Genomic DNA, 17,194 nt, shown 5'->3' with positions numbered 1-17,194 from the left:
TAATTAGACAAGCCCTTGATCCAGCATTGCGTTTACCACCTTTGTGAATCCAGCGATATTTGCTCCCACAAGGTAATTCTGCCCCATGCCATACTCTGAGGATGCATCAAGACAGGTTCTGTGAATCGATTTCATTATCTGCTTCAAGCGGTTGTCAACCTCTTCGCGTGGCCAGGAAAGACGCATCGAATTTTGAGCCATTTCAAGACCGGATACCGCAACCCCGCCTGCATTTGCCGCTTTTCCGGGGGCATATAACACTCCCTGGTCAATCAGGATATCAACAGCTTCAGGCGTGCATGGCATATTCGCCCCTTCACTTATCAGTGTAACACCACCTTGTATAAGGTTAGAGGAATCTTTCTTATTAATTTCATTCTGGGTTGCACATGGCATAGCGCAATCGGCTTTGTGTGCCCAAAGCGGATTATAATCCAGAGCAGGATCAACTGCCGTGTACACAGCACCCGGATATTTTTCAACAAACTCCTGTATACGCCCGCGTCGCACATTTTTTAGCTGCTGGATATATTCTAACTTCTCTCTATCTATGCCCTGCTCATCATAGATATACCCTGAAGAATCAGAGATCGTCAGCACCTTACCACCAAGTTCCAGGATTTTCTCAGTTGTAAACTGCGCTACATTACCGGACCCCGAAACAAGGCACGTCTTATTCTCAAAATTTTCATTACGGGTGGTCAGCATCTCTGCTGCGAAATATACCGTGCCGTACCCTGTAGCTTCCGGTCGGATAAGGCTCCCACCCCAGTTCAGGCTTTTCCCGGTCAACACTCCGGTGAACTCATTGCTCAGTTTTTTGTACATGCCGAAAAGGTATCCGATCTCGCGTGCCCCCACACCGATATCTCCTGCGGGTACATCGGTATTGGGACCAATATGCCTGTAGAGTTCTGCCATAAAAGCCTGGCAAAAGCGCATAACCTCGGCATCCGATTTCCCCTTAGGATTGAAATCAGACCCACCTTTACCTCCACCCATTGAAAGGGTGGTCAGTGAATTTTTAAATACCTGTTCAAAGGCCAAAAACTTTATAATTCCGAGATTAACTGAAGGATGAAAACGCAGGCCCCCCTTGTACGGGCCAAGTGCACTGTTCATTTCAACCCTGAAACCTCTATTGACGTGAACCTGTCCATCGTCATCCATCCAGGGAACACGAAACATTATAACCCGTTCGGGTTCAGTGATACGCTTTAACACTGCTTGCTGACGGTACTCCATATTTCTATCAAGAACCGGCTTGACAGTTTCAACAACTTCCTGCACAGCCTGGTGAAATTCCCTCTGCTCAGGATCGCGCTCCTTCACGAGGCTCATTATCTGCTCCATGCATTTCTCCCGCTTTTAGCCGGTGCTCATCTGACCGGAAGCTTCAATATGGATGATCTTATCAGTAGTTAAAGTATAGTATATATATATTTTGTTATTCGCTTACACAGCGTTGTATTCTAATTTAACTATTAATAATTAATACGACATGTTAAACTCGACGGATAATTCATATTCGGTATCTTTCTCTATCTGTAACGTTCATTAAAAACCGATTCGCCTTCAACTGTACATGACGCCTCGTCCGCCTCTTCACCAGGTAGCAAGCAGCTCTCTGACTTTTTCCCATCGCATTTCAAAACAAAGGGTGTTTCAAGTCGTACCAGTTTCACATAGGAATACTCTTCCACATGCGGTTGGGCGCTAAGCCATTCCCAGTCAAAAAAATCATGATCACGAGCGTTCAATTGCACCGTATCACGATCTTCAGTAACTGTCAGATATGGAATTCCCAACGAAGTAATATTCTGAAAAAAATGTGAACCCTGCGAAGGATCGACCCGCATACTTGCGTTTCGCAATTCTATCATGGCTCCGACGCCTGAGATATCACTCCACTGGACCGGGATACCCAGCCAATGATCGGCCGATCCCCAACGCCCTGGACCAACCAGCAGATATGATCTATTTTCGTTTGTCAGCTTTCGGTTTATTGCACCAATCTCAGTTGCCATTTTCCTGGTTGCTGCCGGGTCAAAATCGGTTGGATTGACGTAAACAATATCAACCATTTTATCAAAAGTCCCATGCCCCAGAGATTGATTTGAGTAGCAAAACGACGACTCAACTTCGTGATCACAGATAGTTACATCAGCACGTTCTCCGCCTGTTACCATTGGTCGTATCTGCAAAAAATAAAATGTACTTTTTTCTATTTGCGGATGCAAAGCCACAGCAAATTCAATTTCGACTTCACACCCCATCCCCCTCCGTCCCAACTTCAACAGTTCAGTCAGAATCTCAGCCAGAGGATAATTTGTATACTTCAACACCTGAGCAAAAGTCATCACTTTTAAACCAGGTAAATACGCGTCACGTATCCTGTGTTCATCTGCAATATAGGTTGATGAAAGCATTTGCACAGGCATCTCGCTCTCGGCATCCTGCACTAATCGTTTCACCAGATTTGAACCACGCCGCTGAACACAGCTATTGCTATACATATCTAACGCATAAAACTCCCTCTGACAGTTTTGCAAGATATCTTCAACAGACGAAAACTGCAGTAAGCGCTTAGGATGGGCAGGAGAAAACCTCAGCGACTTTTCCCCTTCAACAACTGTTTTACCAATGCCAAGTGCAATATGCGCAATCCCCTCCTCGGCTTTCATTCCCATCACCGGATAGTAATTATGGGATTGCGCAACACCGGCCAACGAGGGATACCAGAAACCATCATACTCCGCACCGACAACCTGCTGAATGATAATAGCCATAGAATCATCACGCCCCTGGCTTGAAGCACGGGAAAACGCTCTTGGGCTCTCAAACCATGTTGAAGCATAAACAAGTTTTACTGCACTTTCGAGTTGACTCATCCTCTCACGAAAGTCAGGATGATTATTTGGCAGAAAATAGGTGGAATAAAGTCCAGCATAGGGTTTGAACTGCGCATCCTCAAGGAGGCTTGATGATCGTACTGATAGCGGCTTGGAGCTTTTTTTTAGAAAGCCCGCAAGTTCTTTTCTCAGCCAGGCGGGCAAGGTTGCGTCAAGAAAAAGGTCCGCAACCATCTCATCGGGCATATCACGCTGATAGTAGAGATTGTTCTCTGCGACAAATGCATCAAAACCATCTGCTGTAATAACACATGTTATGGGGATGGTGACGGTATGTGCCGAGAGTACCGAATCTTCAGTATACGACCGCTGCAGACATGCCCACATAAATGCGAGGCCACGGGCTTTACCGCCCATTGAGCCATTTCCAATTTTGACAAAATCCATGATATCCGGGTCATAATCGCTGTGGTTAAACTTGACTACAACTCCCTGCTGACGCAGCTTACGGAGTGAATGGACTTTAAAAATCAGATCCTCTCGCATATCTGAGAGGTTTTCAATATTGGAGATATAGTCGCAATGCAATCGCCTGGCCAACGCCACCTCAGCCCGTGCCATTACCCAGTTTGAGAAATGATTCCTTTTAGCATGATATTCGAGTGATTCATCTGGAATAACACGAAGTTGTTGTTCAAACTCGTAAATATTTGATGCGTGGCCGATAGCAGTTTCATCGGGGAGCCTGAAGACAAAATCTCCGAAACCGAGGTAGTTCAGGAAAAAATCATGGAGCTCATCACGGATTGCTGGTGAATCCTTGTTAATAAATATAGCTGGTAACTTCTCGGCCTTTTCGCGATTGTCCGCTTCCGAACTGATCATCAGCAGAGGCAGATCCGGAACTTCCTTTCTCACGTTGCGAAGAAAAATTATCCCGGCTTCTGCGTCTATTACACCATCTTTTTTATACCGCCCATCAGATATAATGCCAAACACAAAGGGTTTATAGCGCATGTACAACTTCATGGCTTCTTCGTAATCAGTAGCCATCAGTATTCTGGGTCGGGCTCGCATTCTCAGTAAACGATGGCGTTCATTGAGGCTTTCATCAAGAACTGACTGGGTCTGCCGCACTACCTCCTGATATATGAGCGGTAAAAAAAGCGATCTGTATAGGGGGGAATCTTCAACATAGATGATGACCCGCACCATTGCCCTTTGGATATCCGCGTCGACATTACGATGGTCTTCAACATTTTTTATGATGGCAAGCAGCAGATCAGCCTCACAACACCAGAGGAAAATTCGATCTACCCCATGGGAGTCCATTTTATCAGCGAAAGTGGAGCGAATATTGTGAGCTACCAGCACTACGGGGATATCCGGCCGGATTTTTTTTATTTCCGACCCAAGTTCAAAAGCATCCATGCTACCGAGATATGGCATAGTCATAACCATATCAAACGGCTTTCTTGTTAAAATTTCCAGCGCTTCCTCTGCAGTGGAAACCCTGGTGATTCGCGGCGCCTTACTCAGGTTAAGACCGTGATACTCATTTATGAGCCTGGTTGCCAGGCTCCCGTCCTCTTCCATAATAAAGGCATCATAGAGACTGGAAACAAGCAGGATTTCCTGAACTTTAAAAGGCATAAGTTCATGGAAAATCTTAAAGTGCGGATCAAAATCTGAAACAATCCTGCCTGAGTCTATAAGCATGGATACCTCTCATTGCGATCTATTGTGCTGCGGTGGCCTGACCGACCTGTCATTTGACTAGGAGGCTGTCCGAGAATGGCCTTTTCTCAAACTCTTCGGAATTTTCAAAAAATAATGCTCGCCCTTTTCACTTCCTGACTTCGTTACTTCTTCAGTTACATAGCGCTGATATGCTCCATCAGTCATGCCTTGCAGAAAGAGAAAAAGATTCACATTATTACGACATCTGACACATGACATGACACTGGTAGAAAAATATCGCCAGTAACTATCTTATCTCAATTATAATAGTATTTCCCGATATCCATATATGCAAGTATTCAAAATTCACCTCCGGCAAGCATATACCGAACCGGGGCATAGGCGGTAATCAGTAAAAAAAGTATCAGAAGAAACTGACACGCAGAAATGGCTGTCTGTTGGAATGTTACAACAGGCTTAGCTAAGCCCTGATACCTTCTGACCGTTTGGGCAACTCCACAACCTGTACCGAGAAAAACAGAGGTCATCAATAAAAAATATATTGGAAATCCTACGTAATTAAATTCCGCCTGCAGTATGTCAAACGGACAACGGTGAAACGGCATAGCATAGATATACGAAGAAAACACTACAGTTATAGTCCACAGTGCCACAATAAAAAACAGCGCCCAGACAGCAGAGTAGAGTCCCATCAACCAGCTGTTGCAATCCAGGTTTCGCCTCAGGCCAGATTTAATCAAAATCCCTAACCCCAAGAGCAGCAGAGCAATGCCGTAGTGGAAACTCAACAAGACGGGAGTCGAAAACGGATCAAGATAATTATAACCATCACCATCTGATGGGCGAAAAATAACGCCGCAGCATGAAGTAATAACATCAGGTTCCAGAAGATAAAGATACATCGACTGAAAAAACAGATCCATCCCCAGAAACGGAACAAGAACAAACAGCACCAGATGCTTTACTCTTACCAGGGGATAGTATTCAGAGCAGAGATCGAGCCGGTGCAATAACACCCAGTATCCACAAAAGAATGAAAGAACAATCTTAGAAGCCAGGGTATACGTTCCATATTCATTGGCAAGGAAAGCGCCTGTAGCACACATGGCCCCAACGAGTAACGATGAGAAGCCGTCTGCCGCCATTATAAGCAGGAGTAAGGAAAGTAACTGAAAGAACAGTCCATACTCCATCAGAGCAGAGGTTAACCACGTCCTGCTTTCGAGCCCGATCTGCCTTACGGTATCTGCTCCGTGATCCCAATAACGTAAAATCCCTATACCGGCAAACAGAGCAACAAACCCCAGAAACAGAATTGCTATAGAACTGATGCTGAGTGCCACCGACCAGGATTGTATCAGCATCCTATCTACACCCTCTCAGCAGTGTTGCAGATTCGGCCATCGGCCACTTCAACCACTCTATCTATAGCCTTATGTTCATAAACGCGCGGATCATGGGAGGTGAGCACAATAGTTTTACCATCTCCTTTCAGTTCTTCCATTATCTCCATAAACTGAAAGGCCAGGCGTGAATCAAGATGTGCAGTCGGTTCATCGGCAAGAACTATAGGCGGATCATTAATAAGCGCTCGGCATATCGCAACCCTCTGCAACTCACCACCGGAAATTTTCCCAACAGGAAATTTCTTTCTGTGAGCAATACCCATTTTCTCTAGAAGCGGCTCAGCAAGACGCCTTCGGTTTGCAGGATTCATCCCACTCGGATAAAGAGGAAGAGTGATGTTTTCAAGAACCGTCAAATCCGGCAGAAGATTGAAATTCTGAAATATGAATCCGATCTTCTCCCGCCTGTAGAGACAAAGAAAGTGATCAGGTAATCTCGATATTTTTTTTCCTGCAATGGCTGCACGACCACTTGTGGGAGGAAACACACAACCGATAATTGATAGAATTGTCGTCTTGCCAGACCCCGATGGGCCGCACAAACAGACCATCTCCCCCTCACGAACAAAGAGATTTATGTCATGCAGGGCATGCACCTCGTTTTCTTCACCGTTATTATATAATTTTTCTACTGCCGATAATTCAACCAGCATATTACACCACCGTATCAGGCCGGATTACAGCACTGCGCCATGCAGGAATTACCGTGGCACAGAGATAAGGGAGAACGGTCACTGAAAATATCAGCAGTAATTCGTTCAGACTAAACGACGGCACCAGAGTAATTTTCGGTCTCAAAACAGACCAGCCAAGAAGCAGTGGTTCAAAAAGGATTCCCCTCCCCCAAACCACATGAACCCAGGACAGCGAATATCCGATCGACAAAGCGAGAAGTGCGACAATCCCAGACTCCCAGAAGCGAACTGCCATAACATCTGTTGCGCGCCAACCCAGGATTTTTAATATTCCTACTTCACGCTGATCTTCTCTCGTTAACCCTGAAGCCTTGTCGTACGCAAGTATCACGAATGCGGATAACGCCGCAAGTAAACAGACACTTCCAAAACCGCTTCGCCAACTAAAAACCACGCTATATGTTTTTATAATCTGGTTCCGGGTAATCACTCGTGAACCGGGTATTCGGCCAGCTATCTTTGCCGCTATAGTATCGGTCTCACGAGGATTCCCTACATTCACCAAAAGATCAGTAACTTTGCCCGGAGCCATAGCAAAGAGTTCACGGGCGCCGGCAAGAGACATAAACAGTGTATCAGCCGTGACTATTGACGTAGCCTCTGAAAACATACCTGAAACCGAAAAAGACATCATACTCAGGTCAGGACGGAATAGAGAAAAATTCTTCCTGCTGCCAAGCCCTAGACTTTCACGTACTGATTCGCTTATTACCACATCACCATGCCTGTTTTTTTCTGGAAGCGTACCTTCTTCTAAAGCTGGCAGCATATTTTCTGGCAGATCTTCAATCTTGAGTCCAAGCACAGTGTAATTGGCACCGTTACTTTCATCAAAATAGTACCCCCAGACTCTGGGAGTTATAGAACTGATGCCAAAAATAGAACGAACTGATTCAACTGCTGAAATATCCAGAGCAACCTGCCTGCCTGCAGAAAGCTGCTGTACAGTAATATCGGGAGCCTGCTGTAAAACTGTCTCAGCTGTTTCACTCAGCCCGCGGGTCATAAGCTGTACTGAACTAAAAAGAAAAATCACCGCAGAAAACACCACCAGTATGCCTGTATTTTTAAGCCTCTTCCGGTGTAATGAGGAAAGTGCATAATCAAGCAGATTAAGCTGTCTATGGAACAGTCGGATTACATTCATTGAAGTATTCAATTATTGAATCGGTCGAAAAAATGATCCTGAAGGAAAATGTTCTATTGCCCCTGGATGATCCATTACTGGAACAACAACATCACTTACGGCCAGGTGACGTGTATACCTTGCCTCTGTTGAAAGCGCCAGATCTGACAACCCTAGCACTCTCACTGTCTGTTGTGCGAGACGATACCTCTCGTTCTGTGCTTCACGCATATGCATCAAGCTCAATCCGAGAGTCACATTAACGGCAACAATACAAAGTACCAGACATAAAAGGTAGCTGACAGGTCTCATGCGCTACTTCTTCATCTTGTGCTTCATTTTATGCCCCATCCGCATAGCTTGCACAATTTCATCGGTGACCTCTTCAAATGCCAATATATTCTTGCCGTGGTGATCCTTCAGAAAATTCTCAGCAGCTTCCCGGCTCGCAAAAGGCACTAATTCATGCCCCATCGGCCCGAACACATCACTGCCGGTCACGTAGAGCGCCTCACGCCCACTGATCCATTTTCTGGTGTAATAATCCTTAACCAGAAGATGCTCAGGAGCAGCATCACCCGCCCCATACATTTTGGGTGAGAAATAGAAAACAAACATATCTTTGGGCCCGTCAAACATCATGACCTGTGAATCATTTAACTTTAGCTGAGAAATCCATGCCGGATATTTTGCCACAAACATGCCGCAGACAGCGCAACGCTCCGTACCAGTGACCGGTGCCAGCGGTTCGACATCATCAGCGGCGCTTATACTTTCAGCAACAAATAACAAAGCCGAGACTACGAGAATATAACGAAAAAGCTTCATACTTCCTCCTTTATTACATAGAATCAGTTACGTATAAAAATACGTTTGTCAGTGTAGATACTCACCCAGCAATTCATTAAATTCAGCTTCGCCAACTCCACCAAACAGATTTGCAAGAATCGTTCTGTCAGGACCAATAATAAATGTCTGGGGATAGATTTTGATATTATAGAGGTCGGCAAGTTTAGCATTGCCATCCATAACCACAGGAAAAGGCACCTCAAGCAGATCGATAAATCGCTTGACCGCCCCCAGGTCTTCATAAAAACTGCTTACATAGATGACATTCAACCCTTTGCTTCTGTACTTTTCAAAATAGCTGTTAAATATCGGCGTATCCGCTTTACAGAATTTACAATTCGTCTCCCAGAACCTTACCACCACAGGTTTGCCTTTCAGACTGGACAACACGATTATATTTCCATCAAGATCTTTAGCAGCAAAATCAGGCGCAATATCTCCGGCTGAAAGCGGCCCACCCTTTCGTTCCTGCTGACAACCTGCCAGAAAGGAGCCAAAGATAATTACAGCGACAACCAAAAGCACACAACGCACAGACCTGAAATAAGGTGACACTCTTCTTCTATTCATGCACGCTCCCCTGGAAAGATGAAATCTGCCACACCCAGCACCCCTCCACCTTAAAAACACACTGTAACACCACGTTGTCGTACAACAATCGAAAGGATCAACCTGTAATTGTTGTGCAGACTGTGCTTCCATGGTACATTGTGGCATCTAAAATTAATCGTATTATATGTAGATGCCAGAAGTATACACACTGACAATCAATTTCTTAAGAGTTTTCTGTTAGATATACCACTGGGTATATAACTCAAAAAGAACGTCAACTGCAAACGGGTAGCAGCAGGTCATGCTGCAGGTATAGCCAAATATCTCATATCCCCGGACTACCGATACTATTTCGTGCAGCATGTCAGGAGTTTTCTACTTTTTTTCTTAAGATATAATACATTTCCTGCAAAGCATCTCTCCCGTGGTCAGACCATGCGAATGTCCGCAGGTGAGGAGAACAATGGAAAATTCAGACTTTCTTGATATCAGGAAGAGGTTGGGCAAGACCCAGAAAGAACTCGCAGCCCTGCTAGGCACATCTCTTAAAGCTGTAAGCAGTTACGAACAGGGATGGCGTGGAATTCCCACTCATGTGGAACGTCAGTTGCTCTTTCTGCTTTCCCAGAAACTGCGTCAGCAACAGCCCCAGAGAAACTGCTGGGAAACCAAACGATGTCCTCAGAAAAAGCGTGAAAAATGTCCAGCCTGGGAGTTTGACGCAGGGCAGCTATGCTGGTTTATAAACGGCACAATCTGCGACTCGACAACCAAAACCAACTGGAAAGAAAAGATCATTGTCTGTAAACAATGCGTCGTCATGAAAGGAATCAGTTAGGCACTTTTTTTACGACCTACAAAAACTTTACGTTAAGGTCCCTGCACACCTCCCTGACTGCAGTTCAAGAACGCCATCCACCACTCGGGAGTAGTATTTACTTGTAGCCTGATAGCTACTCATTCAAAAGCCTGTTCAAGTGCAGCAATCACAGACTCAATCGGTCCGAGTTTATCCAACACGGCAATTGGGTGCAATTTGCCAGCCCGTTGCAGCAGTTTTTTATCCTGATTATAGCCAGTAAAGAATATGACTGGCAGAGGCATAGTCTCACGTATAATGGCGGCGGCTTCGATACCATCCAATCTTCCACCAAGACTTACATCCATCAAGACAACACCCGGGTTCCGTTGCAAAGCCACCTCGACGGCCTCCTCACCAGTGCTGACAACATCACACACAGTAAAGCCGTACTCTGCAATTTTTTTGGCAAGCATCATCCCCACCAGGACCTCATCTTCAACAATGAGCACTACTTTTTCCATCGTATTTTATATCCTCTTTTGCCGCATGCACTCTTTGAATCTGATTCGATAGCTTGTTCCATTGCTTCGGTCAATCTCCAGACTGCCACGAAGTTGTTTCTCTATAAGGTTGACAGTAATCTGCATACCAAACGAGCGAACAGAGCCAATATCAATACCTTCAGGCAAGCCAATACCATTATCTCCTGCAACAAGTTCGACAACGCCAGTAGAATCAACAGACAAGGTTACAAAAACTGTTCCTTTCCCGTCTCCGGGAAAACCATGCTTTAGGGAATTGGTGATTATCTCGTTTACCGCAAGCCCAAGAGGAACGATATTATCTATCGACACCGCGACCTTGGCACACTTTATTTGCACCCTGATGCGGTCTCCGATAACCATGGAATGAACCAGTGCTGTTACCATTTCCTCCAGATATTGTCCGAGGTCGATTTCAACGAGATTCTGGGATTGATACAGTTTTTCGTGAACAAGAGACATGGCCCTGATGCGATTTTCTGTTTCCAGAAAGAGTGTCTTTACCCGTTCATCATCGATATCCATAGCCTGAAGGTTGAGCATGGAGATTATCACCAGCATATTGTTTTTTGTTCGATGATAAATCTCTCGCAAAAGCACTTCTTTTTCGGCCAGTGATTCCTGTAGTTGTTTTTTACTCACCTCCAGCTGAGCCTGCGTCTGCTTCTGCTCGGAGATGTCCATAACAGTAGCCACGACAGCCGGGTTTCCTTTCCACACTGTTTGAGCACCACCAACAAGAGCATCAAAACCAGCCCCATCTTTTCGGTTACAACCAATAACGAAGGGCTTTTTTATTTTACCGCTGAATTTTTCATCAAGGCCATGCAGAACATCTTCGCGATACTCCGGGGCTACCAAGTCGTTTATACTGATATTTCCATCAATTAACTCATCAAGGCTATAACCAAAAATCTCAAGAACTGTTGGGTTAGCATATTTTACAGCCATATCCTGAATAATAACATGCCCGGCTAACGATGCATCCATTGCAACTCTGACCTGTTCTTCACTTTTCCTCAGTGCTTGAACAGCGCGTTTCCGACGATCACTTTCCAGATTAAGTTCACAAATCACATTACGTAGCAGGAAATTCTTATTCTGCAGATCTTTTGTTCTCTCAGCAACAGTCTGCTCCAGTTCTCTTGCCTGGTCTTTTTTAATATCTGCAGCAGACTCAAGCTGCCTGACCATATCATTAAAAGAGTCCGCCAATGTTCCGAGCTCATCTTTTCGATTGAGATAACAGCGAGTCTTCAAATCACCATTTCCTACTCGAAGTGCAGCCTCGGAAAGCCGTCGTAGAGGTGCCACAAAATAGCCTACGGCTACAAACACTGCGACAAGTACGAAGATCAGCATCAACACAGTATTTACCGCGAACTTCCGAATAAGCAAATCGATGGTACCCGAAAGCGCCTGTTCTGTACGATAAATGGAAGATACCAGCTGTTTTTCTTTAGTCACTAATACTAAATGCCAGTTCAACTTATGAAGAGAATGCATGTTGAGGATATACATTTCTTCACTAAGCTTGACCTCAATTACATTTTCAACTGCTCCAAGCAAAGAGGGAACCAACGGAGGAATAACCTCAACTGTCGACTGACTGAGATGATAATCCGGGAGTTCAAAAGAATCAGCACTACTCGTATTAATATCGATTCCAAACAACGCCAAATACTGTGAAGGAAAGGCTATGATCCGCCCCTCACTGTCTAGAAGAAATGCGAACAACGTATCTTTCATAACATCTGAAAGAATTTGATGATCGGCATTAAGCATATCATCAAAGATTCTTTGTAAAGGAATATCAATACCTGTAACTGCCCGAATATTCCCTCTAGAATCAATTACCGGAGACGTTGCAGTAATCATTACTTGCGGATCTTTATACCCCCAGTATTCTCTACTCCATAATGTGCTGGGGGGCATGCCAGACTTTTGCGTATAATCTCTGATCGCTTGCAACTCTGTTGATGCCCGCCTGTGAGCCACCAATGTGTTTTCAAATCCCTCATCTAACAGGTTCTCATCTATCAAGTATCTGCCAATACCTGTAGCTGTGATCATGTGTGTCGCAACGCTTTTGGGTATTTCTTTTTTAGCACCTTTAAAAACAGGGTCGAGCCGGGAAAGTGCCTGCAATTCTACGGCGGTTGTCGGGTTTATGTTTTCCCCCCCCCAATATGCTGTAATAATTCCGTCTCTTTGAAGTGAGTGAAATACGCTATCTTCCCGTTTTTTGGTCAGCTCTATACGCTCCCCGGGAAATCCTGCATAATAATCAATATTGTCGTAGACCTCTCTAGCCTGGGCAGCCACAAGTGAGGATGCAACTTCAACATGAGAAAAGACCTCATCATATTTATGTGCCTGCTCCCGGGCTATACTTGCAAGATATGTATGAGCCTGTTCTTTTATCTGAATTCGATTAATATCAGTCGTATAATTTCCGAAATAGCTCATTGCAGAGAAAACGACATAGGTAAGCGGCACAATGGCAAGGAAAATCAATACCACCAGTAAAACAAATAATTTTACGCCAAGCTGCTGTTGAAACTGCTTTATCATCTATATTCCGAAATAAGATTAGCTAGAGAAGCGTGACGACAAATCACAAAGAGAATTTAAATATTGAGGACATCCAGTTCACCTGGAGTATTAACGTTATTCCAGGCTAATTGAAGCTCTGGCGGAACAGATAGAATCTGAATTTTATCAGATTGCGCAACACTACTTATACGCAGATTACTCTCAGCCCGCATAGTTTCAAACAACTCTTTCGCTTGCGGTTCATAGAGGGCAAAAAGCGGTTCTACGCGATTCCCCATGACTGAAGGAACAGTTCCCCATGACCCGAATTTGCGCTGGCTGAGCAACCAGGCTATAGACTCTTTGTTGATGGACGGCATATCGCAGGCCAGTAGCAACCAGGCAACATTGGGCTTGAATCGCATCGCCGACAGGATGCCGGTAAGAGGCCCGTATACACCTGAAACATCTTCTAGCCGAGTGTGCGAGGCCAATGACGCAGGAACATCACCGGAACCAGAAAGGGCTATTCCAGCAACATGCGGCTTGACTACCGCAACAGTTCTCTCAAGCCAACTAAGCCCGGTTTTATCGGCAAGCAGGTGCTTGGGCTGCCCCATTCTGGAACTTTTTCCACCTATGAGAATACATGCCCAAACCGCTATATCATCATTTTTTTCGTTGGCAGCATCTGCCATAAACCAACTCCCTTAAACCAAAAAATATCACATTCGAGGAGACTGTCGACCTGAACCCATTTCATTCAACGTAGGGCTATTGTAGAAAAATCAATGATCGAAGGTAAGCGTATACGCATACATCAATCATATGACTGCGCTTATCTTTGTATAAATGCTGGATTCGTAACAAAATCGACATCCCAGGACAGCCTCCTAGGAGGCTGTCCGACAATGGCCTTTCGAAGTCTACGCTATCTGCCCAAACTCTTCGGAATTTTCAAAAAATAATGCTGCAGGTAAGCGAAGACTCCGATATCATCTATATGGCTGTGCTTATTTTTTGTGAATGTCTCGATTTTAACCAAAATTCCCATTCTCGGACAGCCTGCTAGTAACCTAATTTCATGGTGCTTTTCGGCAAGACACCAGCTTCTCTACCGCGAATCATAAACTGTTCAATTGCTCTGAAGCCTTCTTCCCCCAGATCGCTGGAAAACTCATTAACATAAAGGCCGATATGGTTTTGTACGACTTCTGCATCCATCTCCTGGCTATGCTGACGAATATAGGGCAGACACGCTTCGGTATTTGCAAATGCGTAGCCAACACTTTCCTGTATTGCTTTGTCAATCATGGCAATTTTCTGGATTCCCAGGCTTCTTCGGGCAACGATAGAACCAAGCGGAATAGGTAATCCAGAAACATCCTCCCACCACTGTCCAAGATCCTGCAAACAGACAAGACCAAACTGCTGATAGGTGAACCTGCTTTCATGAATGATTACTCCAGCATCTACATCTCCGTTATTAACTGCATCCATTATCTGGTCGAACCGCATCTCTACAAGATTTGTGCAACCGGGGAGCAACATCTGCAGTAACAAGGCGGCAGTTGTGTATTTTCCTGGAATTGCGATGCGCTTATCCTTCAAAGAATTCACATCAGTCTGTGCAGACGATACCAGTAACGGGCCACAGCCACGCCCGAGAGCGCTGCCTGCTGATAAAACACAATATTCATCCAGCACGTGACCAAGTGCATGACAGCTTAGCTTGGTAACATCGAGTTTTTTGTGTAATGCCAAATTGTTGAGTGTTTCAACATCCTCCAGCAATGGAGTGTCAAATATAAGCCCGCCCAAATCTATCTTGCCGTGCATCATCGCATAGAAAATAAACGTATCATTAGGACAAGGCGAAAACCCAAGAGAAAGTGAATTATTCATTTTATATCAGTTCCTTAACAAGAAGTGCAGCAAGCTCGGCAGCCCGCGCACACCCCTCCTGCAGTTGCCAGTTTTCTACATTTCTATCTTCTACCAGATTGGAAATAACACGCAATTCCACGAGGGGTATATTCAACTCATTACAAAGACGCGCGGCAGAAGCACCCTCCATATTCTCACACAAGCCATCCCACTGCCTGCGCAGGATTTCACCACGGCGAGCTGTTCCACTCACGCTGTTAACCGTTATAAATGTCCCGGAAAAACAGGTAACATTGTTATTATCAAACACTTTGCGTGATCTTTTAAGTAAAGTATTATCAAGTGAAAACTCTACTCTACCGCCAAGTTCCTGCGGGAAATAGTCAATATCATCCTGTAGAGCTATACCAAGATCTCCAAGGACTTCGCGATTTGCCAGACAGGCTGCAAGTATCGGCACCTGATTCACCGGATCCGGCTGAATATATGCCCCCCCCACACCAAACTGGATTACGCCCTGTATCTGTGTACTGTTTTCAAAAAGAAAACGCCCCAACCTGACCGCGGTTTCAACGGGTCCAAGTCCGGAAACCAAAGATTTCCAGCGACCGCCAGAATCTCCCATCACCGCAAGAAACGGTGATAACTCCATTTGGGTTGCAGCAACTGCTAATATCATGGTATCTACATCTGCTCCATTGAAAATCCGGATTGCATATTACTTACACCGGCCTTAACCTATCACACTTGAATCGATGACCGTACCACATAGTAGCAATCGACAAGAAAAAATACATATACTGAGTGACACTATACCCAAATGCATAAGGATTTCACCCTCGAGGCATATAATTTCAACCTGCCACAAGAAAACATCGCCCAGAAGCCTGCAGATAAGAGAGACCATTCCAGACTTCTGGTAATGGATAATCTCAATAAAGAACTTGTCCACAAAACCTTTTCTGAAATAACTGATTACATCAGAGATGAAGATATGCTTGTGGTTAACAACACCAGAGTGTTTCCCGCCAGGCTCTTTGGCAAAAAAGAGACCGGTGGCAAGGTAGAGGTTTTTCTTCTGGGATTTCCCGAAATTTCACCTGACACTCGCGGCTCTGCGCAGGTTGATGCCTTGATTAAGAGCTCAAAACGCCCCAAACCTCATTCGACAATAACAATCTCTGATAAACTCAGTTGCACGGTTGTTGAACTGCTTGATGGCGGCAAAGCACGGCTTGCTCTGCAATTCCCCCAATCCGCAGATCTCGCTGAAATACTCAGCGCATGCGGGCAGGTTCCCCTGCCTCCATATATTGCGCGCGAAAATGGTACAACAGATGAGGACGTTGCGCGATACCAGACCGTGTACGCAGATCAGCCAGGTGCTGTTGCCGCTCCCACTGCAGGTCTGCATTTCACAGATTCACTGCTGGCAGAACTTGACTCACGAGGCGTTAACTTTGGCACCATAACACTGCATGTCGGCTACGGCACATTCGCACCTGTTCGGGCACAAAAGATAAAAGAACACTCCATTCATGGTGAGTATATCGTTGTTCCTGAAGAGACCGTGAGAAAAATTGAAGCCACCAAAAAACGTGGCGGACGTATCTGGGCAGTTGGCACAACAACCGTACGCGCACTTGAATTTGCCGCAAAAGAAGGGACACTCAAACCAGTTGAAGGGGTATGCGACCTGTATATCTATCCGGGATTTGAGTTTAAGGTCATAGATAACCTTATAACCAACTTTCACCTGCCCGAATCATCACTGATGTTTCTGGTTTCAGCACTCTGCACACGAAAAGCCCTGTTGAATTGCTACGATGAAGCAATCAAGGCAGGATACCGGTTTTATTCATACGGTGATGCCATGGCGGTAATCAACACTCCCCGCCATGGACAATAAACCGGTTTTTAATGCAAAGATCTGATCAGGAGGCAGATGTTCCGGGGCAACCGGCGCATCCGCCACCTGAGGCACATGCCGGAGCCGGAGCGCTCGGTTTCGCTGCAGAGGAACCGGAATTGCTGGCATATCCGTCAGCATACCAGCCACCGCCCTTAAGCTGAAACGAACTCCTTGACATCAATTTTTTTAATTCACCTTCACATTCAGGGCATGTGGTCAATGGATCGTCTGCCATTTTTTGCTGAATCTCAAAAACTTTCTCGCATCCATTACATTCGTACTCGTAAACCGGCATTTCTACTCCAATCTATATTTCCTGATTATTTCAAATGAAA

16 protein-coding genes are annotated in these 17,194 nt (G+C 45.1%); 2 read left to right on the top strand and 14 right to left on the bottom strand.

Annotated elements, in window-relative coordinates; all coding sequences use genetic code 11:
* Window positions 1-3 precede the first annotated feature (3 nt).
* The 8 genes from gdhA to FCL46_RS03860 form a co-directional block, all read right to left on the bottom strand.
* Window positions 4-1,353, bottom strand: coding sequence for an NADP-specific glutamate dehydrogenase (gdhA, locus tag FCL46_RS03895; RefSeq protein WP_136810019.1), 1,350 nt, complete (start codon window positions 1,351-1,353; stop codon window positions 4-6).
* 188 nt (window positions 1,354-1,541) lie between these two features.
* Window positions 1,542-4,571, bottom strand: coding sequence for a PEP/pyruvate-binding domain-containing protein (locus tag FCL46_RS03890; protein ID WP_136810020.1), 3,030 nt, complete (start codon window positions 4,569-4,571; stop codon window positions 1,542-1,544).
* 320 nt (window positions 4,572-4,891) lie between these two features.
* Window positions 4,892-5,917 carry a hypothetical protein gene (locus FCL46_RS03885; protein ID WP_136810021.1) on the bottom strand — a complete coding sequence of 342 codons (1,026 nt, stop codon included), beginning with the start codon at window positions 5,915-5,917 and terminating at the stop codon, window positions 4,892-4,894.
* Window positions 5,918-5,922: 5 nt separating this feature from the next.
* On the bottom strand, window positions 5,923-6,612 hold the full coding sequence (locus FCL46_RS03880; protein ID WP_176371586.1) for an ABC transporter ATP-binding protein: 690 nt from the start codon (window positions 6,610-6,612) through the stop codon (window positions 5,923-5,925).
* A 1-nt stretch (window position 6,613) separates the two neighbouring features.
* Window positions 6,614-7,801 (bottom strand): ABC transporter permease, encoded by a 1,188-nt coding sequence (locus FCL46_RS03875; RefSeq protein WP_136810022.1) that lies wholly within the window; start codon window positions 7,799-7,801, stop codon window positions 6,614-6,616.
* A gap of 12 nt (window positions 7,802-7,813) precedes the next feature.
* Window positions 7,814-8,092 carry a hypothetical protein gene (locus tag FCL46_RS03870; protein WP_136810023.1) on the bottom strand — a complete coding sequence of 93 codons (279 nt, stop codon included), beginning with the start codon at window positions 8,090-8,092 and terminating at the stop codon, window positions 7,814-7,816.
* A gap of 3 nt (window positions 8,093-8,095) precedes the next feature.
* A complete protein-coding gene (locus FCL46_RS03865; RefSeq protein WP_136810024.1) occupies window positions 8,096-8,608 on the bottom strand; it encodes a nitrous oxide reductase accessory protein NosL in 513 nt (170 codons plus the stop codon).
* A 48-nt stretch (window positions 8,609-8,656) separates the two neighbouring features.
* Complete coding sequence (locus FCL46_RS03860) at window positions 8,657-9,199, bottom strand: peroxiredoxin family protein (RefSeq protein ID WP_167506048.1); 543 nt, start codon at window positions 9,197-9,199, stop codon at window positions 8,657-8,659.
* A 445-nt stretch (window positions 9,200-9,644) separates the two neighbouring features.
* Between FCL46_RS03860 and FCL46_RS03855 the strand changes: the two genes are divergently transcribed.
* On the top strand, window positions 9,645-10,019 hold the full coding sequence (locus FCL46_RS03855) for a helix-turn-helix domain-containing protein (protein WP_136810026.1): 375 nt from the start codon (window positions 9,645-9,647) through the stop codon (window positions 10,017-10,019).
* 119 nt (window positions 10,020-10,138) lie between these two features.
* Here the strand turns inward: FCL46_RS03855 and FCL46_RS03850 are convergent, their stop codons facing one another.
* The 5 genes from FCL46_RS03850 to mqnB all read right to left on the bottom strand — a co-directional run bounded on the left by FCL46_RS03850 (window position 10,139) and on the right by mqnB (window position 15,626).
* A complete protein-coding gene (locus FCL46_RS03850; protein ID WP_136810027.1) occupies window positions 10,139-10,504 on the bottom strand; it encodes a response regulator in 366 nt (121 codons plus the stop codon).
* A 6-nt stretch (window positions 10,505-10,510) separates the two neighbouring features.
* Window positions 10,511-13,099, bottom strand: coding sequence for a histidine kinase dimerization/phosphoacceptor domain -containing protein (locus FCL46_RS03845; RefSeq protein ID WP_136810028.1), 2,589 nt, complete (start codon window positions 13,097-13,099; stop codon window positions 10,511-10,513).
* 56 nt (window positions 13,100-13,155) lie between these two features.
* Window positions 13,156-13,758: a molybdenum cofactor guanylyltransferase gene (locus FCL46_RS03840; RefSeq protein ID WP_136810029.1), complete on the bottom strand. Its 603-nt coding sequence runs from the start codon at window positions 13,756-13,758 to the stop codon at window positions 13,156-13,158.
* Window positions 13,759-14,128: 370 nt separating this feature from the next.
* Window positions 14,129-14,965: a 1,4-dihydroxy-6-naphtoate synthase gene (locus FCL46_RS03835; RefSeq protein ID WP_136810030.1), complete on the bottom strand. Its 837-nt coding sequence runs from the start codon at window positions 14,963-14,965 to the stop codon at window positions 14,129-14,131.
* A 1-nt stretch (window position 14,966) separates the two neighbouring features.
* Window positions 14,967-15,626 (bottom strand): futalosine hydrolase, encoded by a 660-nt coding sequence (gene mqnB / locus FCL46_RS03830; RefSeq protein ID WP_136810031.1) that lies wholly within the window; start codon window positions 15,624-15,626, stop codon window positions 14,967-14,969.
* 141 nt (window positions 15,627-15,767) lie between these two features.
* Here mqnB and queA point away from each other — a divergent pair, with 141 nt between their 5' ends.
* The gene (gene queA, locus FCL46_RS03825) at window positions 15,768-16,856 is read left to right on the top strand and encodes a tRNA preQ1(34) S-adenosylmethionine ribosyltransferase-isomerase QueA (RefSeq protein ID WP_136810032.1); all 1,089 of its coding nucleotides are present in this window, start codon (window positions 15,768-15,770) and stop codon (window positions 16,854-16,856) included.
* A gap of 25 nt (window positions 16,857-16,881) precedes the next feature.
* Here queA and FCL46_RS03820 read toward each other — a convergent pair whose 3' ends face one another.
* Entirely contained in the window at window positions 16,882-17,154 is a 273-nt protein-coding gene (locus FCL46_RS03820; RefSeq protein WP_136810033.1) for an FmdB family zinc ribbon protein, read from the bottom strand.
* Window positions 17,155-17,194 lie beyond the last annotated feature (40 nt).

The sequence above is a fragment of the Desulfosediminicola flagellatus genome (assembly GCF_005116655.2).
GTDB lineage: Bacteria > Desulfobacterota > Desulfobulbia > Desulfobulbales > Desulfocapsaceae > Desulfopila > Desulfopila flagellata.
The sequence above is the reverse complement of the archived record's forward strand: the minus strand, read 5'-3'. Positions and strand labels throughout refer to the sequence as shown.